Origin of the sequence: Streptomyces racemochromogenes, from assembly GCF_039535215.1 — a bacterium.
In the GTDB taxonomy this organism is placed as follows: Bacteria; Actinomycetota; Actinomycetes; order Streptomycetales; family Streptomycetaceae; genus Streptomyces; species Streptomyces racemochromogenes.
In genome coordinates, this window is sequence record NZ_BAAAWT010000001.1 from 6,521,283 (window position 1) to 6,542,463 (window position 21,181).

At 74.7% G+C, this 21,181-nt stretch carries 17 protein-coding genes and 2 pseudogenes; 10 read left to right on the top strand and 9 right to left on the bottom strand.

Annotated features, from left to right (window positions below):
* Positions 1-17 precede the first annotated feature (17 nt).
* A complete protein-coding gene (locus tag ABD973_RS30235; RefSeq protein WP_125820143.1) occupies positions 18-896 on the bottom strand; it encodes a YhjD/YihY/BrkB family envelope integrity protein in 879 nt (292 codons plus the stop codon).
* A gap of 117 nt (positions 897-1,013) precedes the next feature.
* Positions 1,014-2,339, bottom strand: coding sequence for a phenylacetate--CoA ligase PaaK (gene paaK / locus ABD973_RS30240; protein ID WP_125603579.1), 1,326 nt, complete (start codon positions 2,337-2,339; stop codon positions 1,014-1,016).
* Between the two features lie 139 nt (positions 2,340-2,478).
* Between paaK and ABD973_RS30245 the strand changes: the two genes are divergently transcribed.
* On the top strand, positions 2,479-3,333 hold the full coding sequence (locus ABD973_RS30245) for an alpha/beta fold hydrolase (RefSeq protein WP_345503306.1): 855 nt from the start codon (positions 2,479-2,481) through the stop codon (positions 3,331-3,333).
* A 105-nt stretch (positions 3,334-3,438) separates the two neighbouring features.
* Here the strand turns inward: ABD973_RS30245 and ABD973_RS30250 are convergent, their stop codons facing one another.
* Complete coding sequence (locus tag ABD973_RS30250; protein ID WP_345503308.1) at positions 3,439-5,079, bottom strand: acyl-CoA synthetase; 1,641 nt, start codon at positions 5,077-5,079, stop codon at positions 3,439-3,441.
* A gap of 174 nt (positions 5,080-5,253) precedes the next feature.
* Here ABD973_RS30250 and ABD973_RS30255 point away from each other — a divergent pair, with 174 nt between their 5' ends.
* The 5 genes from ABD973_RS30255 to ABD973_RS30275 all read left to right on the top strand — a co-directional run bounded on the left by ABD973_RS30255 (position 5,254) and on the right by ABD973_RS30275 (position 9,871).
* Complete coding sequence (locus ABD973_RS30255; RefSeq protein WP_125605348.1) at positions 5,254-6,054, top strand: crotonase/enoyl-CoA hydratase family protein; 801 nt, start codon at positions 5,254-5,256, stop codon at positions 6,052-6,054.
* Positions 6,055-6,307: 253 nt separating this feature from the next.
* The gene (locus ABD973_RS30260) at positions 6,308-7,267 is read left to right on the top strand and encodes a Zn-ribbon domain-containing OB-fold protein (RefSeq protein WP_125820140.1); all 960 of its coding nucleotides are present in this window, start codon (positions 6,308-6,310) and stop codon (positions 7,265-7,267) included.
* Entirely contained in the window at positions 7,264-8,325 is a 1,062-nt protein-coding gene (locus ABD973_RS30265) for a thiolase domain-containing protein (protein WP_345503312.1), read from the top strand. The genes ABD973_RS30260 and ABD973_RS30265 overlap by 4 nt, the downstream gene beginning before the upstream one ends.
* A complete protein-coding gene (locus tag ABD973_RS30270) occupies positions 8,322-9,515 on the top strand; it encodes a thiolase domain-containing protein (protein ID WP_345503314.1) in 1,194 nt (397 codons plus the stop codon). The genes ABD973_RS30265 and ABD973_RS30270 overlap by 4 nt, the downstream gene beginning before the upstream one ends.
* A gap of 116 nt (positions 9,516-9,631) precedes the next feature.
* On the top strand, positions 9,632-9,871 hold the full coding sequence (locus ABD973_RS30275; RefSeq protein ID WP_345503316.1) for a DUF397 domain-containing protein: 240 nt from the start codon (positions 9,632-9,634) through the stop codon (positions 9,869-9,871).
* Here the strand turns inward: ABD973_RS30275 and ABD973_RS30280 are convergent.
* Positions 9,864-10,388 carry a hypothetical protein gene (locus ABD973_RS30280; RefSeq protein ID WP_345503318.1) on the bottom strand — a complete coding sequence of 175 codons (525 nt, stop codon included), beginning with the start codon at positions 10,386-10,388 and terminating at the stop codon, positions 9,864-9,866. The genes ABD973_RS30275 and ABD973_RS30280 overlap by 8 nt on opposite strands.
* Before the next feature lie 474 nt (positions 10,389-10,862).
* Between ABD973_RS30280 and ABD973_RS30285 the strand changes: the two are divergent.
* The 3 genes and pseudogenes from ABD973_RS30285 to ABD973_RS30295 form a co-directional block, all read left to right on the top strand.
* Positions 10,863-11,174 (top strand): annotated as a pseudogene (locus ABD973_RS30285) (AAA family ATPase); the annotation flags it as partial.
* A gap of 140 nt (positions 11,175-11,314) precedes the next feature.
* On the top strand, positions 11,315-13,537 hold the full coding sequence (locus ABD973_RS30290; protein WP_345503320.1) for an ATP-binding protein: 2,223 nt from the start codon (positions 11,315-11,317) through the stop codon (positions 13,535-13,537).
* A gap of 33 nt (positions 13,538-13,570) precedes the next feature.
* Positions 13,571-14,395 carry a maleylpyruvate isomerase N-terminal domain-containing protein gene (locus ABD973_RS30295; protein ID WP_345503322.1) on the top strand — a complete coding sequence of 275 codons (825 nt, stop codon included), beginning with the start codon at positions 13,571-13,573 and terminating at the stop codon, positions 14,393-14,395.
* 45 nt (positions 14,396-14,440) lie between these two features.
* On the opposite strand, the gene ABD973_RS30300 is transcribed toward ABD973_RS30295, so the two are convergent.
* Genes ABD973_RS30300 through ABD973_RS30315 form a run of 4 tightly spaced genes read right to left on the bottom strand, consistent with a single transcriptional unit; the run spans position 14,441 to position 18,217 of the window.
* Entirely contained in the window at positions 14,441-15,862 is a 1,422-nt protein-coding gene (locus ABD973_RS30300) for an FAD-dependent oxidoreductase (RefSeq protein WP_125820134.1), read from the bottom strand.
* Positions 15,859-17,055 (bottom strand): MAB_1171c family putative transporter, encoded by a 1,197-nt coding sequence (locus ABD973_RS30305; RefSeq protein WP_125820133.1) that lies wholly within the window; start codon positions 17,053-17,055, stop codon positions 15,859-15,861. The genes ABD973_RS30300 and ABD973_RS30305 overlap by 4 nt, the downstream gene beginning before the upstream one ends.
* A 2-nt stretch (positions 17,056-17,057) precedes the next feature.
* Positions 17,058-17,591, bottom strand: coding sequence for a toxin-antitoxin system, toxin component (locus tag ABD973_RS30310; RefSeq protein WP_125603686.1), 534 nt, complete (start codon positions 17,589-17,591; stop codon positions 17,058-17,060).
* 14 nt (positions 17,592-17,605) lie between these two features.
* Positions 17,606-18,217 carry a hypothetical protein gene (locus ABD973_RS30315; protein ID WP_125603684.1) on the bottom strand — a complete coding sequence of 204 codons (612 nt, stop codon included), beginning with the start codon at positions 18,215-18,217 and terminating at the stop codon, positions 17,606-17,608.
* 441 nt (positions 18,218-18,658) lie between these two features.
* Between ABD973_RS30315 and ABD973_RS30320 the strand changes: the two genes are divergently transcribed.
* Positions 18,659-19,159, top strand: a complete 501-nt coding sequence (locus ABD973_RS30320; RefSeq protein ID WP_125605523.1) for a hypothetical protein — start codon at positions 18,659-18,661, stop codon at positions 19,157-19,159.
* A 6-nt stretch (positions 19,160-19,165) separates the two neighbouring features.
* Here ABD973_RS30320 and kstD read toward each other — a convergent pair.
* Positions 19,166-20,876 (bottom strand): annotated as a pseudogene (gene kstD, locus ABD973_RS30325) (3-oxosteroid 1-dehydrogenase).
* Positions 20,877-21,181: the final 305 nt, after the last annotated feature.

The window sequence follows — 21,181 nt, forward strand, 5'->3', positions numbered from 1 at the left end:
CGGAACCGGCCCGCGCGTCACGCACGCCCGGGAGCGTCGGCATGCCCGTTCCCGGGCCCGGGGCCGCTCCCGTCCGGGGGCGGGAGGACCCCGGCGGCGCGCAGCCGGCGCATGGTCAGGTGCTCGTGCACGAGGCGGCCGACCATGGCCCCGCCGTAGACCACGAAGCCGACGCCGACGAGCCAGGACTGCACCACCAGCAGCGTCCCGAACGGGCCGTAGGTGACGGCGTTCGAGGCGATCAGCGGGGAGAACACCAGCTGGGAGAAGACCCGCAGGCCCAGCAGCCCGAGGCTCGTCGCCACCGCGCCGGGCAGCAGCGCCCGCCAGCGGACCCGGCCGCCCAGCAGGAGCCGCCCGGAGCTCCAGAAGAAGAGGCAGGTCCCCACGGTGTCGCTGAGGGTGCCCACCACCGTGCCGGCCACGCTGTCGGACGGGGCCGGGATCCCCACCAGCAGCCCGAGGTAGCAGACCAGCAGCGCCAGCCACACGACGTGCCGCCACATGGTGTGCCAGCGGGCGGTGGGCAGGTCCCACACCTTCTCGTAGCCGGTCTGCACGGCGGAGCCGAAGGTCAGCCCGAACACCGCGAGGGCCGCCAGGCCGAAGGCGGTGGTCCGCTCCAGTGCCAGGTCCGCCGCACCGAACAGCATCTCGACCCGGGCCCGCGAGGCCGCCGACACCCCGAGGGCCTGGCCCAGCCAGCGGCCGAAGTTGGAACCGCTGCCCGGCGCGGCCGCCGCCACGACCACCAGCAGCGGCACCAGGGTGAGGAAGCCCAGGGCGGCGAAGCCCATCGCCCGGTGCATCAGCTCGATCTCCCGGCCGCGGCTCCAGGCCAGGCCGGCCGGGGAGCCCAGGAGCCGGGCGTGGAGGCGCCGGAGGGTCGAGGTCACACCTGATCCCCTACCCGGACGGGCCCGGCCGCTCCCGGAAGCGGCGCCGGAATGGGCCCGAACGGGGGCTTGGACCGCCCGCCGGTGTGGACCGCCCGCCGGTGTGGACCGGCCCGCTCAGGAGGAGCGCGGCTCCCGGAGGTCCCGGACCCGCTTGATCTTGCCGACCGAGCGCTCCAGGCTCTCCGGCTCCACCACCTCGACGGCGACGGACACCCCCACGGACTCCTTGACCGCCCGCACCAGCTCCGCTGCCGCCGCCCGCCGCCTCTCGGCTCCCGCCTCCCGGCGCGCCTCCACCCGCACGGTGAGCGCGTCTAGGCGGCCCTCCCGGGTCAGCCGCAGCTGGAAGTGCGGGGCGAGGCCCGGGATGCGCAGGAGTATCTCCTCGATCTGGGTGGGGTAGAGGTTCACGCCGCGCAGGATGATCATGTCGTCGCTGCGGCCGGTCACCTTCTCCATCCGGCGGAAGGCCGGCCGGGCCGTCCCCGGCAGCAGCCGCGTCAGGTCCCGGGTGCGGTAGCGGATCACCGGCATGGCCTCCTTGGTGAGGGAGGTGAACACCAGCTCCCCGGGCTCCCCGTCCGGCAGCACCGCCCCGGTCAGCGGATCGACGACCTCGGGGTAGAAGTGGTCCTCCCAGATGTGCAGGCCGTCCTTGTGGGAGGCGAACTCCTGCGCCACGCCCGGTCCGATCACCTCGGAGAGGCCGTAGATGTCCACGGCGTCGATGCCCAGCCGGTCCTCGATCTCCCGGCGCATCTCCTCGGTCCAGGGCTCGGCGCCGAAGACGCCGGTGCGCAGCGAGGTCCGGCGCGGGTCGATGCCCTGGCGCTCCATCTCGTCCAGCAGGGTGAGCATGTAGGAGGGGGTCACCATGATGACTTCGGGGCGGAAGTCCTGGATCAGCCTGACCTGGCGGTCCGTCATGCCCCCGGAGGCGGGCACCACCGTGCACCCCAGCCGCTCCGCCCCGTAGTGCGCGCCCAGGCCCCCGGTGAACAGGCCGTACCCGTACGCGACGTGCACGACGTGCCCCGGCCGGGCGCCGGCCGCGCGCAGCGAACGGGCCACGACATCGGCCCAGGTGGCCAGGTCCCCGTCGGTGTAGCCCACCACCGTGGGCCGGCCCGTGGTGCCGCTGGAGGCGTGGATGCGGCGCACGTCCGCGCGCGGTACGGCGAACATCCCGAAGGGGTACTGGTCCCGCAGGTCCGCCTTGGTGGTGAGCGGGAAGAGGGACAGGTCGGCCAGCGAGCGGCAGTCGTCGGGATGGACCCCCGCCTTGTCGAACGCCTGCCGGTAGAAGGCCACGCGGTCGTAGGCCCGGTGCAGGGTCGCCCGCAGCCGCTTCAGCTGGAGCGCCGCCAGCTCGTCGGGGCTGAGCCGCTCGCCTTCGTCCCGGAGATCACCGAGGTCCTCAGAACCCGCACGCGCCGTCATCGCCGCCACCCCATCGCCTCGTCATCGTCGTCGAGAGTCGTACCGCCACAGGCCAACCGAACGTTCATTCGGTAGATTGCCGGACGCCGCCCGGTAAATCAATGACTCGAACGAGTGATCGTCTGGTCTGATGGCCCGCATGCCTGTATTCACCACCTACGACGGAACCGAGCTCGCCTACCACGCGGAGGGCGAGGGCGAGCCGCTCGTCTGCCTTCCCGGCGGCGCCATGCGGGCCTCCCGCTACCTGGGGGACCTCGGCGGGCTCTCCGCCGGCCGCCGGCTCATCCTCCTCGACCTGCGCGGCACCGGCGACTCGGCCGCCCCGGCCGACGCGTCCACGTACCGCGTCGACCACCAGGTCGCCGACGTCGAGGCGCTCCGCCTGCACCTGGGGCTGGAACGCATGGACGTCCTCGCCCACTCCGCCGCCGGCAACCTCGCCCTGCTCTACGCCGCCGCGCACCCCGAGCGGGTCCGCCGCCTGGTCCTCGTGACCCCGACCGCCTGGGCCGTGGACCTCGCGCCGACCCCCGAGGAGAGCCTGGAGGTGGTCCGGTCCCGGGCGGGCCGGGAGCCGTACGACACGGCCATCGCCGCGTACGAGCGGCTGTGGAAGGCCGGCGGCGACCCCTCCCCGGAGGACCGGAGCCGGGCGATGGTCCTCGCCTACGGCCGCTGGGACGACCGGGCGCGCGCCCACCTCGCCGCGAGCGACCACGAACGCAACCAGGCGGCCGCCCTCGTCTTCGCCGGCCCCGGAGCGTTCGACCCGCCGGCCACCCGCGAGGCGCTCCGCCGGTTCGACGGCGAGACGCTGGTCCTGGCGGGCGAGCTGGACGGCTACCCGACCGCCGCCGTCGCCGCCGCCCTCGCCGGCCTCCTGCCACGCGGAACCTCCGACGCCCAGCCCGGCGCCGCGCACTTCCCCTGGCTGGACGACGCCGCCTGGTTCGCGGCCCGCGTGGAACACTTCCTGACCACCGGGACCTGACCCGTCCGGGGCGCCCCGGGACGCGGCGAACCGTGGGTCGGCGTCCTGACCGCGCCGACCGCTCCCGGCGGCACCGGGATCGCGACCGCGTGCACGCCCCCGACCTTAGGGGGCCTCCGCCCCCGCGTCGGCCTGCGCCGCCACCGCCTTCGCCCAGCGGTAGTCCGCCTTGCCGCTCGGGGAACGCTGCACCGCCGGGGTGATCACCAGCTGGCGCGGGACCTTGTAGCCCGCCAGCCGCGTCCGGCAGTGCCGCTGGATGTCCTCCAGGGTCGGCTCCGGCGCGCCCTCCCGCACCTGTACCACCGCGGCCACGTGGTTGCCCCAGGTCGCGTCCGGGACGCCGGCCACCAGGGCGTCGTACACGTCCGGGTGCGACTTCAGCGCCTGCTCGACCTCCTCCGGGTAGACCTTCTCCCCGCCGGTGTTGATGCACTGCGAGCCGCGCCCCAGCACGGTGACGATGCCCTCCTCGTCGACCGTCGCCATATCGCCGAGCAGCACCCAGCGTTCGGTGCCCTTCCGGAAGAAGGTCTCCGCCGTCTTGACCGGGTCGTTGTAGTAGCCGAGGGGCACGTGCCCGCGCTGTGCGAGACGGCCGGGGACGCCGGCCGCCACCGGCTCGTGCGTCACCGGGTCCACCACCTGCGTACGGTCGTTGACCTGGAGCCGGAACCCCTTCTCCGGGCCCGAGTCGTCCGTCGCCCGCCCGTTGGAACCGGACTCGGACGAGCCGAAGTTGTTCAGCAGCACGACGTTCGGGACCAGCCGCTGGAACTCGGCGCGGACCGTCTCCGACATGATCGCCCCCGAGGAGGAGACGCTGAACAGGGAGGACAGGTCCGTCCCCCTGAGCGGACCGTTCAGGGCGTCGATCAGCGGCCGCAGCATCGCGTCGCCGACCAGCGAGACGCTCGACACCTTCTCCTTCTCTATGGTGCGCAGCACCTCCTCGGGCACGTACTTGCGGTGGATGACCACCCGCTGGCCGTAGTTGAAGGCGATGAACGAGGTGAGCGTCGACGTACCGTGCATCAGCGGGGGAGCGGGGAAGAAGGTGAGCCCGGCGCCGCGCGCCGCGACCCGCTCGGCCAGCTCTTCCGGCCGCTTCACCGGCTCGCCCGAGGGCTCGCCGCCGAACAGCCCCGCGAAGAACAGGTCCTCGGCCCGCCACATGACGCCCTTGGGCATCCCGGTCGTGCCGCCGGTGTAGATGATGAACAGGTCGTCCGGGCTGCGCTGCGGGAAGCCGCGCTCCGGGGAACCGGCCGCCTCGGCGTCCTCGTACGCGACCGGCGCCACCGCCGGCTCCGGCGCGCCGGCGGGGGCCGGGCCGACCCGGACGAGGTGGCGCAGCCTCTTCGTCCGCGGCAGCGCGGCGGCCACCCGCTGCGTGAACTCGCCCTCGAAGACGAGCGCCGCGAGGTCGGCGTCGTTGTAGAGGTAGACCAGCTCCTCCTCCACGTACCGGTAGTTGACGTTCACCGGTACCAGACGGGCCTTAAGGCAGGCCAGCACGGTCTGCAGGTACTCGATCCCGTTGTAGAGGTGCAGCCCCACGTGCTCGCCCGGGCGCAGCCCGCTGTCCAGCAGGTGGTGCCCGATGCGGTTCGCCGCCGCGTCCAGTCCGGCGTACGTCAGGCGGCGCTCGGCGCCGGTCCCGGGGTGGTCGACGTACACCAGCGCCTCGCGGTCCGGGACCACGTCCACGACCGATTCGAACAGGTCGGCAAGGTTGTACTCCACCGTTCCTCCTGACCCGAAAGTGCTCACGGCTGGGCTGCTCGGCGGTCATTAGAGCCCCGCCCGGTCCAAGTGGGAAGGGCGCACGCCAAGAAATCTGACTGGGTGTCAGAAAACTATTGAACTGCACCCGGCCCTCCTGCAACCTGTTCTAGGTCTTGAGACGGGAGGACGGCAATGGGTGGGACGGAACACCTGACCGTGGAGCGCCGGGGCGCCACGCTGGTGCTCACCATGAACAGGCCGGAGGCGAAGAACGCGCTCTCGCTTCCCCTGCTGGTGGGCCTGTACGACGGCTGGCTGGAGGCGGACGCGGACGACACCGTCCGCTCGGTGGTCCTGACGGGCGCCGGCGGTGACTTCTGCGCCGGCATGGACCTCAAGGCGCTGGCCGGCCGGGGCATGGCGGGCGACCAGTACCGGGACCGCCTCAAGGCCGACCCCGACCTGCACTGGAAGGCGATGCTCCGTCATCACCGCCCGCGCAAGCCGGTGATCGCGGCGGTGGAGGGGTACTGCGTGGCGGGCGGCACCGAGATCCTCCAGGGCACCGACATCCGCGTCGCGGGCGCCGGGGCCACGTTCGGGCTGTTCGAGGTCCGGCGGGGGCTGTTCCCGATCGGCGGCTCCACGGTGCGCCTGCCCCGGCAGGTACCGCGCACGCACGCGCTGGAGATGCTGCTGACGGGGCGTCCGTACTCGGCGCAGGAGGCGGCGCGGATCGGGCTCGTGGGGCGGGTGGTGCCGGACGGGACGGCGCTGGACGCCGCGCTGGAGACGGCCGAGCTGATCAACGCGTGCGGGCCGCTGGCGGTCGAGGCGGTGAAGGCCTCGGTGTACGAAGCGGCCGAGCTGACGGAGACGGACGGCCTGGCGGCCGAACTGGTCCGCGGCTGGCCGGTCTTCGACACGGCCGACGCGAAGGAGGGGGCGCGGGCCTTCGCGGAGAAACGGCCACCGCTCTACCGCCGAGCGTAGGCGCCGACCGCGCGCACCCCGACCCCCCCGAGCCCCGCGGGCTCGAACCCCCCCACGGGCCCATGGCCCGAACCCGTTCCGTGCCTGCGGCCCGCGACGGGCGTCGGGTCCGGCTCCCCGGGTCCGCCGGCCGGGGTCTCGTTTCCGGGGTCGGGGGCTGACGGGTCGGGCGGGGGGTTCCCGGCCGGGGTGGGGTCGGCCGGCAGAGGTTTCGTACCGCGTCGTTACCGCTTCCGAGAATCGGAGAGACAACATGACAGCCGCGTCCCCGCCCGAGGTGCTGCGTGCGCCCCTCGTCGTCGAGTTCCCCTTCACCCGGTCCCTCGGGCCCGTGCAGAGCGCCTTCCTGACCGGGCTCCGCGAGGGCGTCGTGCTCGGCGTCAGGACCTCCGACGGGCGGGTCATGGTGCCGCCCGCCGAGTACGACCCCGTCACCGCCGAGGAGATCCGGGAGCTCGTCGAGGTCGCCCCCACCGGGACCGTCACCACCTGGGCCTGGAACGGCGAGCCCCGCCCCCAGCAGCCCCTCGGCACCCCCTTCGCCTGGGTCCTCGTACGGCTCGACGGCGCCGACACCGCGATCCTGCACGCCCTCGACGCCCCCGGCCCGGACGCCGTGTCCACCGGGATGCGGGTGCGCGTCCGCTGGGCGGCCGAGCGCACCGGGGCCATCACCGACATCGCCTGCTTCGAACCCTGCGAGGGGCGGGAGCGGGGGAGCGCCCGCCCGCACGACGGGGTGTTCGCCGACCCCGTCACCGGCATCGTCGCCGAGGCCCGCCTCGACTACACCTACAGCCCCGGCCGTGCCCAGACCGCGTACATCAACGCCCTCTCCGAACGGCGCACCGTCGGCGAACGCTGCCCCTCCTGCCACAAGGTGTACGTCCCCCCGCGCGGCGCCTGCCCCACCTGCGGGGTCGCCACCACCGACCGCGTCGAGGTCGGCCCCGCCGGCACCGTCACCACCTTCTGCATCGTCAACATCAAGGCGCGCAACCTCGACATCGAGGTCCCCTACGTCTACGCCCACATCGCCCTCGACGGCGCGGGCCTCGCCCTCCACGGCCGGATCGGCGGCATCCCGTACGACCAGGTCCGCATGGGCCTGCGCGTCGAACCGGTGTGGACCGACGGCGGCCGCTACCCCGACCACTACCGCCCCACCGGCGAGCCGGACGCGGACTACGACGCGTACAAGGAGCTGCTGTGAGGACCCGATACGCCCGCGAGGTGGCCGTCGTCGCCTTCGCCCAGAGCGACCACCAGCGCCGTACCGACGAACTCAGCGAAGTCGAGATGGTGATGCCCGTCCTGCACCAGGTGCTGGCCGCCACCGGCCTCAAGGCGGGCGAGATCGGCTTCACCTGCTCCGGCTCCAGCGACTACCTCGCCGGCCGGGCCTTCTCCTTCACCATGACCCTCGACGGGGTCGGCGCCTGGCCGCCGATCTCCGAGTCGCACGTCGAGACGGACGGCGCCTGGGCGCTCTACGAGGCCTGGGTCAAGATCCAGACCGGGGAGGCCGACACCGCGCTCGTCTACTCGTACGGGAAGTCCTCGCCCGGATCCGTGCGCGACGTCCTCACCCGGCAGCTCGACCCGTACTACCTCGCCCCCCTGTGGCCCGACTCGGTGGCCCTGGCCGCCCTCCAGGCGCAGGCGCTGATCGACGCCGGGGAAACCGACGAGCAGGCGCTCGCCGCCATCGGCGCCCGCAGCCGGACCGCCGCCGGGTCCAACCCGCACGCCCAGCTCAGCGGCCCCGTCCCCCAGGGCGGTTACCAGGTCCGGCCGCTGCGCACGGGAGACTGCCCGCCCATCGGGGACGGTGCGGCCGCCGTCGTCCTCGCCGCCGGGGACACCGCGCGGCGGCTGTGCGAACGGCCCGCCTGGATCACCGGCATCGACCACCGCATCGAGGCGCACGGCCTGGGCCTGCGCGACCTCACCGACTCCCTGTCCACCCGGACCGCCGCCGAGCACGCCGGGCTCTTCGACGCCCCCGTCGACACGGCGGAACTGCACGCGCCGTTCTCCTCCCAGGAGGTCGTGCTCCGCAAGGCCCTCGGCCTCGGCGACGCGGTGGCCGTCAACCCCTCGGGCGGGGCGCTCGCCGCCAACCCGATGATGGCCGCCGGCCTGATCCGGATCGGCGAGGCGGCCGCCCGCATCCACCGCGGCGAGTCCCGCCGGGCCGTCGCGCACGCCACCTCCGGCCCCTGCCTCCAGCAGAACCTGGTCGCCGTCCTGGAAGGGGACCCCTCATGAGCACCTCCGGGACACCGGCGACGGCGGGCAAGGAGCCCGTGGCCGTCGTCGGGATCGGCCAGACCAAGCACGTCGCCGCCCGGCACGACGTCTCCATCGCCGGCCTGGTCCGCGAGGCCGCGGCCCGCGCCCTCGCCGACGCGGAGCTGACCTGGGCCGACGTCGACGCGGTCGTCATCGGCAAGGCCCCCGACTTCTTCGAGGGCGTGATGATGCCGGAGCTCTACCTGGCCGATGCCCTCGGAGCGGTCGGCAAACCGATGCTCCGCGTCCACACCGCCGGGTCCGTCGGCGGATCCACCGCGCTGGTCGCCGCCAACCTGGTCGCGGCCCGCCTCCACCGCACCGTCCTGACCCTGGCCTTCGAGAAGCAGTCCGAGTCCAACGCCATGTGGGGCCTCTCGCTGCCCGTCCCCTTCCAGCAGCCCCTGCTGGCGGGCGCCGGCGGCTTCTTCGCCCCGCACGTGCGCGCGTACATGCGGCGCACCGGCGCCCCCGACACGGTGGGCTCGCTCGTCGCGTACAAGGACCGGCGCAACGCCCTGAAGAACCCCTACGCGCACCTGCACGAGCACGACATCACCCTGGAGAAGGTCCAGGCCTCGCCGATGCTCTGGGACCCGATCCGGTACTCCGAGACCTGCCCCTCCTCGGACGGCGCCTGCGCGATGGTCCTCACCGACCGTGCGGGGGCGGCCCGTTCGCCGAAGCCGCCGGCCTGGGTGCACGGCGGGGCGATGCGCAGCGAGCCGACGCTCTTCGCGGGCAAGGACTTCGTCTCGCCGCAGGCCGGCAAGGACTGCGCGGCCGACGTCTACCGGCAGGCCGGGATCACCGACCCGCGCCGGGAGATCGACGCGGTCGAGATGTACGTGCCGTTCTCCTGGTACGAGCCGATGTGGCTGGAGAACCTGGGCTTCGCGCAGGAGGGCGAGGGCTGGAAGCTCACCGAGGCGGGGGTGACCGAGCTGGACGGAGACCTCCCGGTCAACCCGTCCGGCGGGGTGCTGTCCACCAACCCGATCGGCGCCTCGGGCATGATCCGCTTCGCGGAGGCGGCCCTCCAGGTCTGCGGCCGGGCCGGGGAGCACCAGGTCCCGGGCGCCCGCCGGGCGCTGGGACACGCGTACGGCGGCGGCGCGCAGTTCTTCGCGATGTGGCTGGTGGGCGCCGAGCCGCCGCGCTCCTGAGGGGGGCCGGTGCGACGGACCGGCCGCGGGTCACGCCCGCGGCCTGTGCGGCGCCCGCCCCGGTCGCTACCCTGGGCCCCCGGACGACGACGTACCGTACCGGGAGGAGCACGCACGTGGCCAAGAGCACGGTTTCGCAGCCCGTCGCCGGCTGGGGCAGGCCCGCACTCGATCTCAGCGGGGCCGACTGGCAGTCCGGCAGCCGGGGGGTGGGCGGCGTCCAGATCGCCTTCGTGGAGGGGTTTATCGCGATGCGCAACGGCGAGCGCCCCGACGGCCCCTCGCTGGTCTTCGCGCCGCGCGAGTGGCGCAGGTTCGTCCTGGGGACGCGGGGCGGACGCTTCGGCCTCAACTAGCGCGGGCCGTCAGGCGCAGGGCCACCTGGAGTTCGTGCTCCCCGGACACGGTGCCCAGGTGCTCGCCGACGAAGGCGTCCTCCAGTACCGCGCGGACCACCCGCACCGGTTCCGCGGCGCCGTCCAGCTCGGCGGTCACGGGGCCGGCCGGCCGGGCGTGCGGGCTCGCGCCGGGCGCACGCCGGCGGACGTCCACCGTCGCCGACCAGATGCTCGGAGCCGCCGCGGCCCCGGCCGTCCGCTCCGGGACCGGCGGGTCCATCCCCGGGAAGGCCTCCGCCAGAACGCCGAGAACGGCGTCGGCGCCCGCCCGGTCGCAGTGGCTGACCAGTACGCTCACCTCCGCCTCGGCGGCCCGTACCGCGTCCACCCGGGCCGCGTCGGCCGCCGGGCCCGCACCCGTCCCGGTACGGGAGGCCGCGCCCGGCGCGCGGCCGTGCTCGTCCACCATGGCCCCCGCGTCCGGGAGCAGCGCGGCGCGCCGCTCCGGGGCGTCGTGCCCGCGGTTCGTGTTCATCGTTCGCCTCTCCGGGTCGGGGTGCGGCCCCGCGCACAGCCGGGGGCCGACCGTGGACCGGCACCCGAGGGTGCCTCACCCGGCGGCTGTCCACGAACGCCCGCCCCAAACCCGAACCGCGCCGGATCCGCCCGGGCCGTCGCGCACCGTGACGCACCTCACACCCCCCGTGAGCGGTGGCCGGAGCGCTCCGCGGACACCGGGCGCCGGAGGCCGCCAGGGCACGCCCGGCCGCCCCGGCGGGCGACGGCCGCTCCCCGGCCCACCTGCTGACGGGCGACCGGCCCCCCCCCGGAGCCCGCCGTGAGCGGAGGCGAACCCGGCGCGCCCCGCCCGTCGCCCCGGAGCGCCGCCCGGCGGCCTCCCGAAGCCACCACCCGGAACAGAAGATCGGATTCTTTCCCGATAGTGGGATCCATCGGCTCGTGCGCGGGCGTACGCTGATCTCCCGAGCCGGCCTGGGGGGTACGAGCCATGACGGAACGCCGGACCCGCACGCGGCGCACGCTCTTCGAACGCGAAGCCGAACTCCTCGCCGTGGACGAGGCGCTGGACCGGCTCACCGGATCCGGCCCCGACACCGGCGGCGGCCTCCTCGCCCTCTCGGGCCCGGCGGGCCTCGGCAAGACCACCCTGCTCGCCGAAGTGCGCCGCCGCGCCCTCGCCCGCTCCTGCACCCTCCTCGCCGCCCGCGGCGGCGAACAGGAACAGAGCCAGCCCTTCCACGTCGCCCGCCAGCTCATCCAGCCCCAGCTCGCCGGCCGACCCGAGGCCGAACTCCGCGCCGCGCTCGGCAGCTGGTACGCCATCGTCGGCCCCGCCCTCGGCCTGTGCGCCCCCGCCCAGGGCGCCCCGCCCGACCCCCAGGGCCTGCGCGACGGACTCGACTGGGTCCTGACCCACCTCACCGTCCGGCGGCCCCCGTCGTGCTCGTCCTGGACGACGCCCACTGGGCCGACCCCGAGTCCCTCGGCTGGCTCGCCGGCTTCGCCCCGCGCGCCGAACACCTCCCGCTGCTCCTCGTCACCGCCTACCGCCCCGACGAACTCCCCGCCCACGCCGAGGCCTTCCGCACCCTGCCCGGCCGCGCCGGACAACGCCCCCTCGTCCTCAACCCGCTCAGCGCGGACGCCGTGTCCACCCTGGTCCGCGAGACCGTCGGCGCGCACGCCGAGGACGCCTTCTGCCGCGAGGCCTGGGCCGTGACCACCGGGAACCCCTTCGAGGCCGTCGAACTCACCGCCAAGGTCCGCGCCAGGGGCCTCGACCCCGTCGAGGCCAGCGCCCCGCTGCTGGCCGACCTCGCCGCCGCCCAGCGCGGCAGCGGGCTCGTCGCCCGCCTGCACAGCCTCGGCCCCTCCACCGTCCGCTTCGCCTGGGCCTGCGCCGTCCTCGGCACCGCCATCCCGCGGCGCATCGCCGCCCGCGTCGCGGTACTCGGCGCGGAAGAGGCCGCCGACGCCACCGTCCGGCTCCGCGACGCCCGCATCCTCTCCGCCCCGCCCGCCGAGACGACCCACGACGAAGAGGCCGACGCGGGACTGGAGTTCGTCCACCCGCTCATCGCCACCGCCATATACCGCGCCATCCCCGACGCCCTGCGCGTCGCCCTCCACGGCAGGGCCGCCGCGGCCGTCGTCGACGCCGGGCTCGGCTCCTCCGCGGCCGCCCGCCACCTGCTGGAGACCCAGCCCGAGAACGACCCCTGGGTGGTCCGCACCCTGCGCGAGGCCGCCGCGGAGAACCTCCGGGCCGGCGCCCCCGAAGCGGCCCGCCGCCAGCTCGCCCGCGCCCTGGAAGAACCCCCGGACTTCGGCGAACGCGCCGCCGTCCTCTACGAACTGGGCTGCGCCTCCCTGCTCACCGAACCCGCCAACACCGTCAACCACCTGCGCGCCGCCCTCGCCGAACCTTTCGACGACCCCGCGCTGCGCCAGGGCATCGTCATCCGCCTCGCCCAGGTCCTCGCCCACAGCGACCACCTCGCCGCCGCCTCCGAGCTCCTCGGCCGCGAGATCCCGCGCACCCACGACGCCCGCGCCCGGCTGCGCCTGCAGTCCGAGCAGTTCATGTGGGACGCCTTCAACGCCGCCGAAACCGACTCCCCGGCCCGCTCGCGGCGCCTGGCCCGGCTCGCCGACCGCCTCCCCGGCCGCGACCTCACCGAGCGGTACCTCATCGGACTGCGCGCCTGGGACGCCTGCCTGCGCGGCGAACCCCTCGACGTCGTCCTCCACCACGCCGACCGGGTCCTCGCCGAGCCCTTCAGCTGGGCCCACGAGGACCGCGGCTTCGAGGTCCCCGTGCTCGCCGCCATGGTCCACATGTACGCCGACCGGCCCGGGCGCGCCGAGGAACTCTTCGAGGAGGGCACCGCCGAGTTCGAACGCCAGGGCTGGCACGGCGCCCACCTGTCCTTCGCGTACAGCCTCCGCGCCTACATCCGCTACCGCCGCGGCCGGCTCGTCGAGGCCGAGGAACTGGCCCGCGCCGGACTGCGCCTCGCCGAGCGCGTGGGCCGCCGCACGCCCGTGCACTGGTACGCCGTCGCCATCCTCCTCACCACCCTCGTCGCCCGGGGCCGGGTCGACGAGGCGTGGGGCCTGGCCCGGGAGCACGAGTACGGGGAGCCCTTCCCCGCCGCCGTGGTCTTCCCCGACTCGCAGACCGTGTACGCCGAACTGCTGCTGGCCGGCGGCGACCGCAAGGCCGCCGCCGCCGAACTGGAGGCCGTCGGACGCCGCCTGACCCCGCGCGGCATCCAGAACCCGGCCTGGTGCCCGTGGCGGCTGCTCCTGGCCCGCGCCGTCGCCCCCGAGGACCCCGCCAGGGCCCGCGCCCTGACGGCCGAGGCCGTACGCCGCGCCCGTGCCTTCGGCGCGCCCTCCGCCATCGGCCAGGCCCTGCGCGTCGCGGCGGAGGTGGCCGCCCCGCAGGACCGCGCCGACCTGCTCCACGAGGCCGTCGCCCTGCTGGAGGACTCACCGGCCGCCTACGAACTGGCCCGGGCGCTGGCCGCGCTGGGCACCGAACTCCACGACCCCGGGCTGCTCACCCGCGCCCACCTCACCAGCCGCGAATGCGGCGCCGGCGCCCTGGAGGCGAGCACCGCCCAGGCCCTGGCGTCGTTCGCCCAGCGCGCAAGCTGAGTCCCCGGCGACCACCAGGGGCAGGGTGGTCCCATGGACCCCCTCACCCGGCTCCACATCCTCCAGCACGAGGCCGAAGCCTTCGACAAGGCCGTCCGGCGCGCGGCCGACGGCGGACGCGAGGCACCGCCGGTGCCCTCCTGCCCCGGCTGGTCGGTCGCCGACCTCGCCGGACACCTCGGCAGCGTCCAGCGCTACCTCACCCACATCCTCCGGGAGCGGCTCGCCGAACCCTGCGACCCCACCGACCCGGAGCTCTACGCCCTCCCCGCGGACCCGGCCGTACGGGCGGCCTGGCCACTGCCGGACCGCACCCCGCACCGCGGGCCCGTACCCGAGGAGCTGTTCGACTGGTCGGCGGCGGCCGCCCGGGACCTCGTCGCGGTCCTGCGCGAACTGGGCCCGGACGTACCGGTGTGGACCTGGTCTCCCCACGGGGACCGCACCACCGGCTTCTGGATCCGCATGCAGACCATCGAACAGGCCGTCCACCGCTGGGACGCCGAAGCCGTCACGGGCGACCCGGCCCCCTTCGCGCCCGCCCTCGCGGCGGACGCCGTCACCCAGACGTTCGAGGTGATGGCCCCCGCCCGGCGCGGCCGGAAGCCTGCCCCGCCCGGAACGGGCGAGCGCTACCGCTTCCGCCGCACCGACGCCCCCGGGGCCTGGACGGTGGAGTTCGACGGCGACGAGGTCCGCCTCGACCGCCGCGACACCGCTCCCGTCCACGTCGAGGCGGCGGGCACCGCCTCCGACCTGATGCTGTTCCTGTGGGGGCGGCTCCCCGCCGGCCGGCTGGACGTCACCGGCGACGGCGCACTGCTGGAGCACTGGTTCACCCTCGTACCGCCCCTCTGAACGGGACCGCCCCCACCCCGCGGCGCCCCTACCCCCGCGGCGCCCCTACCCCCGCGGCGCCGCGACCGCCGCCAGCTCGGCCGGCGCCAGCGGGGGCCCGGTCAGCTGCGCCCGGCGCGGTCCCAGCAGGGCCGCCAGCAGCACCGGCGGGGTGAACAGCCGGGACGCGGGCCGCTCCAGGGTCATCACGTCGGTCACCGCCCGGGCCACCCGCCCGTTGCCCGTGCTCGTGCGCATCAGCCGCCGCACGTAGGCCGCGACGGCCCGCTCCGCCGCCGTCGGGCCGCTCTCCGTCGCACCGGGGTAGAAGACGTCGTTCCCCGTGGACAGCGCCCAGGCGGCGGCCACCGGCCCGGCCAGGGCCTTCTGCGCCCGGGCGGCGAGCCGCGGGTCGGCCAGGCCGTACCGGGCGACGGCGTCCCGCAGGGCGAGGGCGCTCTGCGCGGCCACCGACATCCCGTGCCCGTACACCGGGTTGTAGGCGGCGACGGCGTCCCCGAGCACCAGGAGCCCGGCCGGGAGCGCGGCCTTCTCGTAGTGGTGCCTGCGGTTGACGGTCGTACGGGTGAGCACCACGTCCGTCAGCGGCTCCGCCCCGGCGATCAGCTCGCTCACGATCGGGTGCCGCAGCCCCCGGGCGAACTCCCCGAAGGCCGCCGGGTCCCTGCCGGGTTCGCCGCCGCGCGTCCCCGACAGGGTGACGAGCCAGCGGTCCCCCTCGATCGGGACCAGCGTCGCCGACCGGCCGGGACCGGCCCGGCGGGGATCGCCCGCCTGGACGTTCACGACGACCGGGAAGGTGTTCCCGAGGTCCTTCGGGGCCCGGAAGATCCGGCTGGCGTAGACGAGCCCGGGGTCGACGGTGCGTACGGCGGGCCGAGGCACGCCGAACCCCTCCAGCCACAGCGGCGTGCGCGAGGCCCGCCCGGAGGCGTCCACCACCAGGTCCGCGTCCAGCACCCCTGCCACGGCGTCCGCCCCGCGCACCCGGACCCCGGTGACCCGCCGGGCGCCGCCCGTCAGGCCCAGCACCTCGGTGCGGTCGGCGACGGTGACGTTCGGGAGCGCCGCCACGGCCCGGCGGACGTGCCAGTCGAGCAGGTCGCGGCTGGCGACGAGCACGTAGTGGGACTCCCGCGCCCAACGGCGGAACCAGCCCTCGGGGGAGAGGCCGACCATGTTCGTGGGCAGCGAGATCCGGTGGGCCCCGTCCTCGCGCAGCGCCCCGATGGTGCCGGGCAGCAGGGAGTCCACGGCCGTGGCCCCGCCGGACCACAGCAGGTGCGCGTGGTGCGCCTGCGGGAGCCCCTTGCGGGGGAACGGCCCGTCGGGCAGCGCGTCCCGCTCGACGACGACGACCTCACCGGCGCCGGCGCGGGCGAGCGCCGCGGCCGTGAGCATGCCGGCCAGACCGCCCCCGACGACGACGCAGGTGTGCCGGCCGGGCGACCGCGGGGAACTGCTCATGGCCTCACGCTCTCTGGGTGGTCGGCCGGCCCGGACCGGGCGCGGAAGGAGGCGACGGCGGGGGACCGGCGCAGGGCCTTGGCCACCGCCACCAGGTCCGGCCCCGCCGCCGGGCCAGCCCCCGGGACCGGCGCGTCCGCCACCCCTGCCTCGGCGCCGCCGCGCAGGGCCGCGACCGCCGCGACCACGGCCACCGCCTCGGCGGTCGCCGCCGCCCGCTTCGGCGCCTCGCCCCGTGCCCGGGCCTCGGCGAGCGCCCGTTCGCGGATCCCGGGGTCCAGGTACGGCTGGAGCCTGAGCAGGCCGTCGCTGATCTGGGTCCTGCGGTGCACCAGCCGGCGGCTGACGGGCGAGCGCCGGGGCAGCCGCATCGACGCCGTGTCCAGGCCCGCCAGCTCCCGCGTGAACGGGGCCAGGCAGCGGTAGTGGTAGTAGTCGGTGCACAGCCCCTGGAGCGCCTGGCCCAGGTGGGGCAGGATGAACCCCACGGCGATGAACAGCGCGCACACGGAGGCGATGGGCGGCGCCACGTACGTGCTGAGCCAGTCCAGGTCGCGGCCGTTCCAGCGGGCGAAGACCGCCGTGAGCTTCACGGTGTCGTAGCAGAGGTTCAGGACGAACCCGATGACCAGCAGCACCAGGCCGGCGCGCAGCCAGCCCGTCACCTCCCTCAGCCAGGACCAGGTGACGACGGCCGTGATGGCGCAGGCGGTGGTGTGGGCCCCCAGGTAGAGCACGATGTGCTCGCGCATCCAGGGGGTGTTGGCGTAGTACGTGTCCAGGTCCCGCAGCCGCTCGACCGGCACTTCGGCGAACGCGAAGGTGGTCCACAGTCCGGCCACCACGGCCGCGTAGAAGACACCGATGGTCCAGGTGGCCCGGCGCACCCGCCGGGGATCGCCGCCCCGCCAGTGGATGATCATGACCAGGCAGGAGGCGCAGAACATCATGAGCAGCGTGTAGACCAGCGGCGCCGCGAAGTTGCTGATGCCCGTCGCGCCGTTCAGCAGCACGAGGGTCTTGGGCCGGCCGAGGTAGAACACGGCCGAGGCCAGCAGGAGCAGGCCGCCGACGGAGCGCACGTTGGGGTCGATCCGCCAGAACCTCATCATCACCGGCAGGCGGATCGCGAAGGCCAGGGTGAGGATCACCGCCGGTATGAGGTACGGGATGTAGTACTTGTCCGAGGTCACCGTCAACCGATCGGTCCGCGGTAGCCCAGGGCGTTGCCTATCCGCCCGGCCACGTCGCTGCGGCGGGCGGCCCCGGCCGCGTCGCCGCCGGTCAGCCACGGCCGGCACCGGTCCCCGAGCATCAGCCCGAAGCTCTCGGCCTCGATCTCCTGCGCGTCCTCGTAGTGGGACCGCGCGGCGACGCTCGCGTACGTCAGGTCCGAGGCGTCCGGCAGGGAGCGCGCGGCGTCGTCCGCCGCCCCGCCGCCGTGGCCGGTGCAGTGACCCGCCTTCATGTGCCACAGCTCGTGCCCGAGGATGACCAGTTGGTGGTCGGGCGTCGTGTACTTCTCCACCACGACGATGTCGTAGTCGTCCATGTTCAGCCACAGGCCCGAGGTGGTCAGCCCGGACGGGAAGCGCTCGAAGCGCAGCACGATCGGGCGGCCCCCGCGGGTGCGGCTCATCGCGTCGCACAGGGCGCGGAAGAGGGTCTGCGGTTCGACCGGCGCCTCCAGGTCGAGGGAGGAGGTCAGCACGGTGCACAGCTTGCGCATCGAACGGGACAGGTTCACCGGGCCACCTCGGAGGAGAGGATGCCGGTGATCATGCCCAGCAGCAGGGTCTCCTGCGTGCGGGTGAGGGCTCTTCCCCGGGTGGAGATGGAAACCAGCCCGTACTGGTTCGTGAGGTCGGCCATCAAGTCGCCCGATCGGTAGTTGAGGGATTCGACCGCGGGCCACAGGGCCCTGTGCACGGCCTGGGCCGGCGTGTCCGTCAGGAAGGTGAGGTCACGGCCGAAGAAGGCCGCGAACTCCGCGCAGTGCCGCAGGTGCGGCGGTCTCGCGCCCGACACCAGCGCACCGACCCACCGCGGGTCGGCGCCGATCGCCGCCGCGATCTCCGCGACCGCGTACGGCTGCCCCTGGGGGTCGCGCGAGACGGCGTACAGGAAGGCCGCGCGGCGGCGGACCGTCTCCTCGGTCTCCTCGGGCGTGGGGTCGGGGAACTCCTCGCCGCGCAGCAGCGCCGCCGTCACCTCCACGGGGACGCCGGTCCGCTCGGAGAGGGACACCGCGTCGAGGATCTCGTCCACGTCCAGTCGTCTCTCCGCGGCGCGTGCCCGGAGCCGGGCGAGCGTCGTGGTGAGGGCAAGCGGCGGACCGCCAACGGGGACAGTCATCTGTCTGTGCTCCCATACGTCCGAAGGGCAGATCCGTCTGCGCACCGGGGACGACGGTAGGCCCCCCCGGGCCACAAGATCCCCGGCACCGGAACGATCGTTGTCGAATCGAAAACGATCGATGAACGGACGCGGGGGACGCACAGCAAGATACAGCCAGTGCGGCGGCCCGTGGCGGGAAAGGACGCGTGCCCGCAGCTCACCGCACCTGCCCGCGCCACAGGTAAGGAGTACGCCGCACGGCCGCCCCATACCCGCAGGTCCGACGCTCCGGCCCGCCCCCCGCACCGGCCTCCCGGGCACCCGCGCGCCCCGGCGCCCGCCGCTCCCGGCAGCCCTCCGGCGCCCCCGTCCGCCGCCCCGCGCCCCACCGCGCCGGGCGGGAGCCGCCGGCGGAGCCCCCGGCGCCGGAAAACCCGCGCGGCCACGTACCATGGCGGCATGTCCTTCCTCCGCCGCCACCGCGCCGCCACACCCGCGGGCCCGGACTTCGACGTCCTGGCCATGGACCCGGGTGACTGGCCGGGCAACCTCGGGGCCGGTCTGCTGCCCGCGCCCGACGGCAGCTGCCAGGGCGTCTTCCTCCGCTACGACCTGTTCGGTGGCCGCGGCCCCGCGATGATCATCGGCAACCTCCCCGAGGGGTCCCCCGCGCGCGAGCTCGCCGACGGCCAGGTCCCCTTCGAGGTGGCCCAGCTCCTGGACGCCCTGGAGAACGACGAGGACGTCGAGGTCACCGGAACCGAGGACTGCCCCGTCATGCAGGGCGACAACCTCCTCATCGTCCGCAAGATCAAGCTCTCCGAGAGCCGGATCTCCTGCGTGCAGTTCGACCGCAGCGACAACGTCCTCGTGACGATCGCCAGCTGGGACCGCCCCATCACCGACGACCTCTACGCGCTGCTGAAGCCCCTCCCCGCCGAGCTCTTCCAGCAGGGCTAGCCCCGGCTAGGCCGGGTTGTCCGCGATGTCGTTCGCCGCGACGTAGCCGAACGTCATCGCGGGCCCGATCGTCGATCCGGCCCCCGCGTAGCTGTGGCCCATCACGGCCGCGCTCGCGTTGCCCGCCGCCCACAGGCCCCGGATCACCGATCCGTCCGCCCGCAGTGCCCGGGCCCGGGCGTCCGTCACGATGCCGCCCTTGGTGCCCAGGTCGCCCGGGACGATCCGGAAGGCGTAGAACGGCGGCGCCCAGACCGGTGCCAGGCAGGAGTTCGGCACCACGTTCGGGTCGGTGTAGTAGTGGTCGTACGCCGTGGCCCCCCCGGTGGAAGTCCGCGTCGTCGCCGTTCCACGCCTGCGCGTTGAAGCGGTTCAGCGTCGCCCGCAGCGCGGCCGCGGGCACCCCGATCTGCCCGGCGAGCGCGTCCCAGGTCCACGCCTTCCTCGCCGCCCCGGACTCGAACCACGCGTCCGGGAGGGGCAGCGTCGGCAGGACGTCCTTGAACAGGTACTTGTTGCGGTAGTTCTGGTCCACGATCAGCCACGCCGGGATGTGCGAGCCCGTCGCACCCCGGTCCTTCTCGTACATCACGTGCACGACGTCGCTGTACGGGGCGGCTTCGTTCACGAACCGGGTCCCCGCCCGGTTCACGATCAGACCGCCCGGCAGGGTCCGCTCGGCCAGGCAGAAGTACGGCTCCCCGGGCAGCGGGATCGACGGTCCCCACCAGGCGTCCTCCATCAACGCCAGCGCCGCGCCCGCCCGTTGGCCGGCCCGGATGCCGTCCCCGGTGTTCTCCTTCGCGCCCACCGACCACTGGGTGCCGATCGGCTGCTGCTGGTACTGGGCCCGCATCTGCGCGTTGTGCTCGAAGCCGCCCGAGCCGATCACCACCCCCCTGCGGGCCCGTACGACACCCCGTACGCCCTCCTTCTCCACCACGACCCCGGTGACCGCCCCGCCCTCCTGGACCAGGTCGGCCAGCGGGCTGTTCAGCCACACCGGCACCCCCGCCCGCAGCAGACCGGCCCGCAGCCCCGCGGCCAGCGACTGGCCCATCGTCAGCGGCTTCTCCCCGCGCAGCGCGGCCTTCGTGCCCCGCGCCAGGCACTCCGTGGACACCGCGAGGCCCTTCGCGCTGACCGCGGCGAGGTTCAGCCACTTGTAGTCCTGGCTGAACACCACCATCCCGGCGGGCACCGGCATGTACGGCGGGTTCAGGTGCGCCAGTTCGGCGCCCAGGAGGTTGCCGTCGAGCTGGTCGGGCTCGATGGAGCGGCCGTTCGGCAGCCCGCCCGGCAGGTTCGGGTAGTAGTCGCTGTAGCCGTCCATGAAGCGGAACCTCAGGGGGCTGTTCGCCATCACGAAGTCCAGCATCCGGGGCCCGTTGGCCAGGAACGCCCGCTGCCGGTCGGCCGGAACCTCCGGCCCCACCACCGCCGACAGGTACGCCGCCGCCTTCTCCGGGGTGTCCGGTACCCCGGCGGACAGGAGCACCGAGTTGTTCGGCAGCCAGATCCCGGCCCCGGAACGCGCCGCCGAACCGCCGAACGTGGGGGCCTTCTCCACCACCAGCACGCTCAGCCCCCGCCCGGCGGCGGTCAGGGCGGCGGTCATCCCCGCCGCCCCCGAGCCGACCACGACGACGTCGTACTCCCCGAGCGGGCTCTCGGCGGCCCGGGCGGCCGCACCCGGCAGCACGGCGGCGGCGAGCACCCCGGCCCCCGTCCCGGCGAGGACCGCCCGGCGGGAGGGGGCGGCGGGACGCGGCCGGCCGGGGCTCCCGGCCGCGGGCTCGGTCGGGGGCCCGGTCGGGGACTCGGTCGGGGGTGCGGTCACGGGTGCGGTGACGGGTGCGGTGACGGGTGCGGTCAGGGGCATGGCCTCGGTCATGGACGGGCTCCAGCGGGGTGGGAGGAGGGGACGGCGGCTCGGCTCCGGCGTTCCTGATGCCGAGTCAGAGAAACTGTTCGCGGGATCATGTGAAGTCAAGTCCCGCGCGCCCACAACCACTCCCGCCC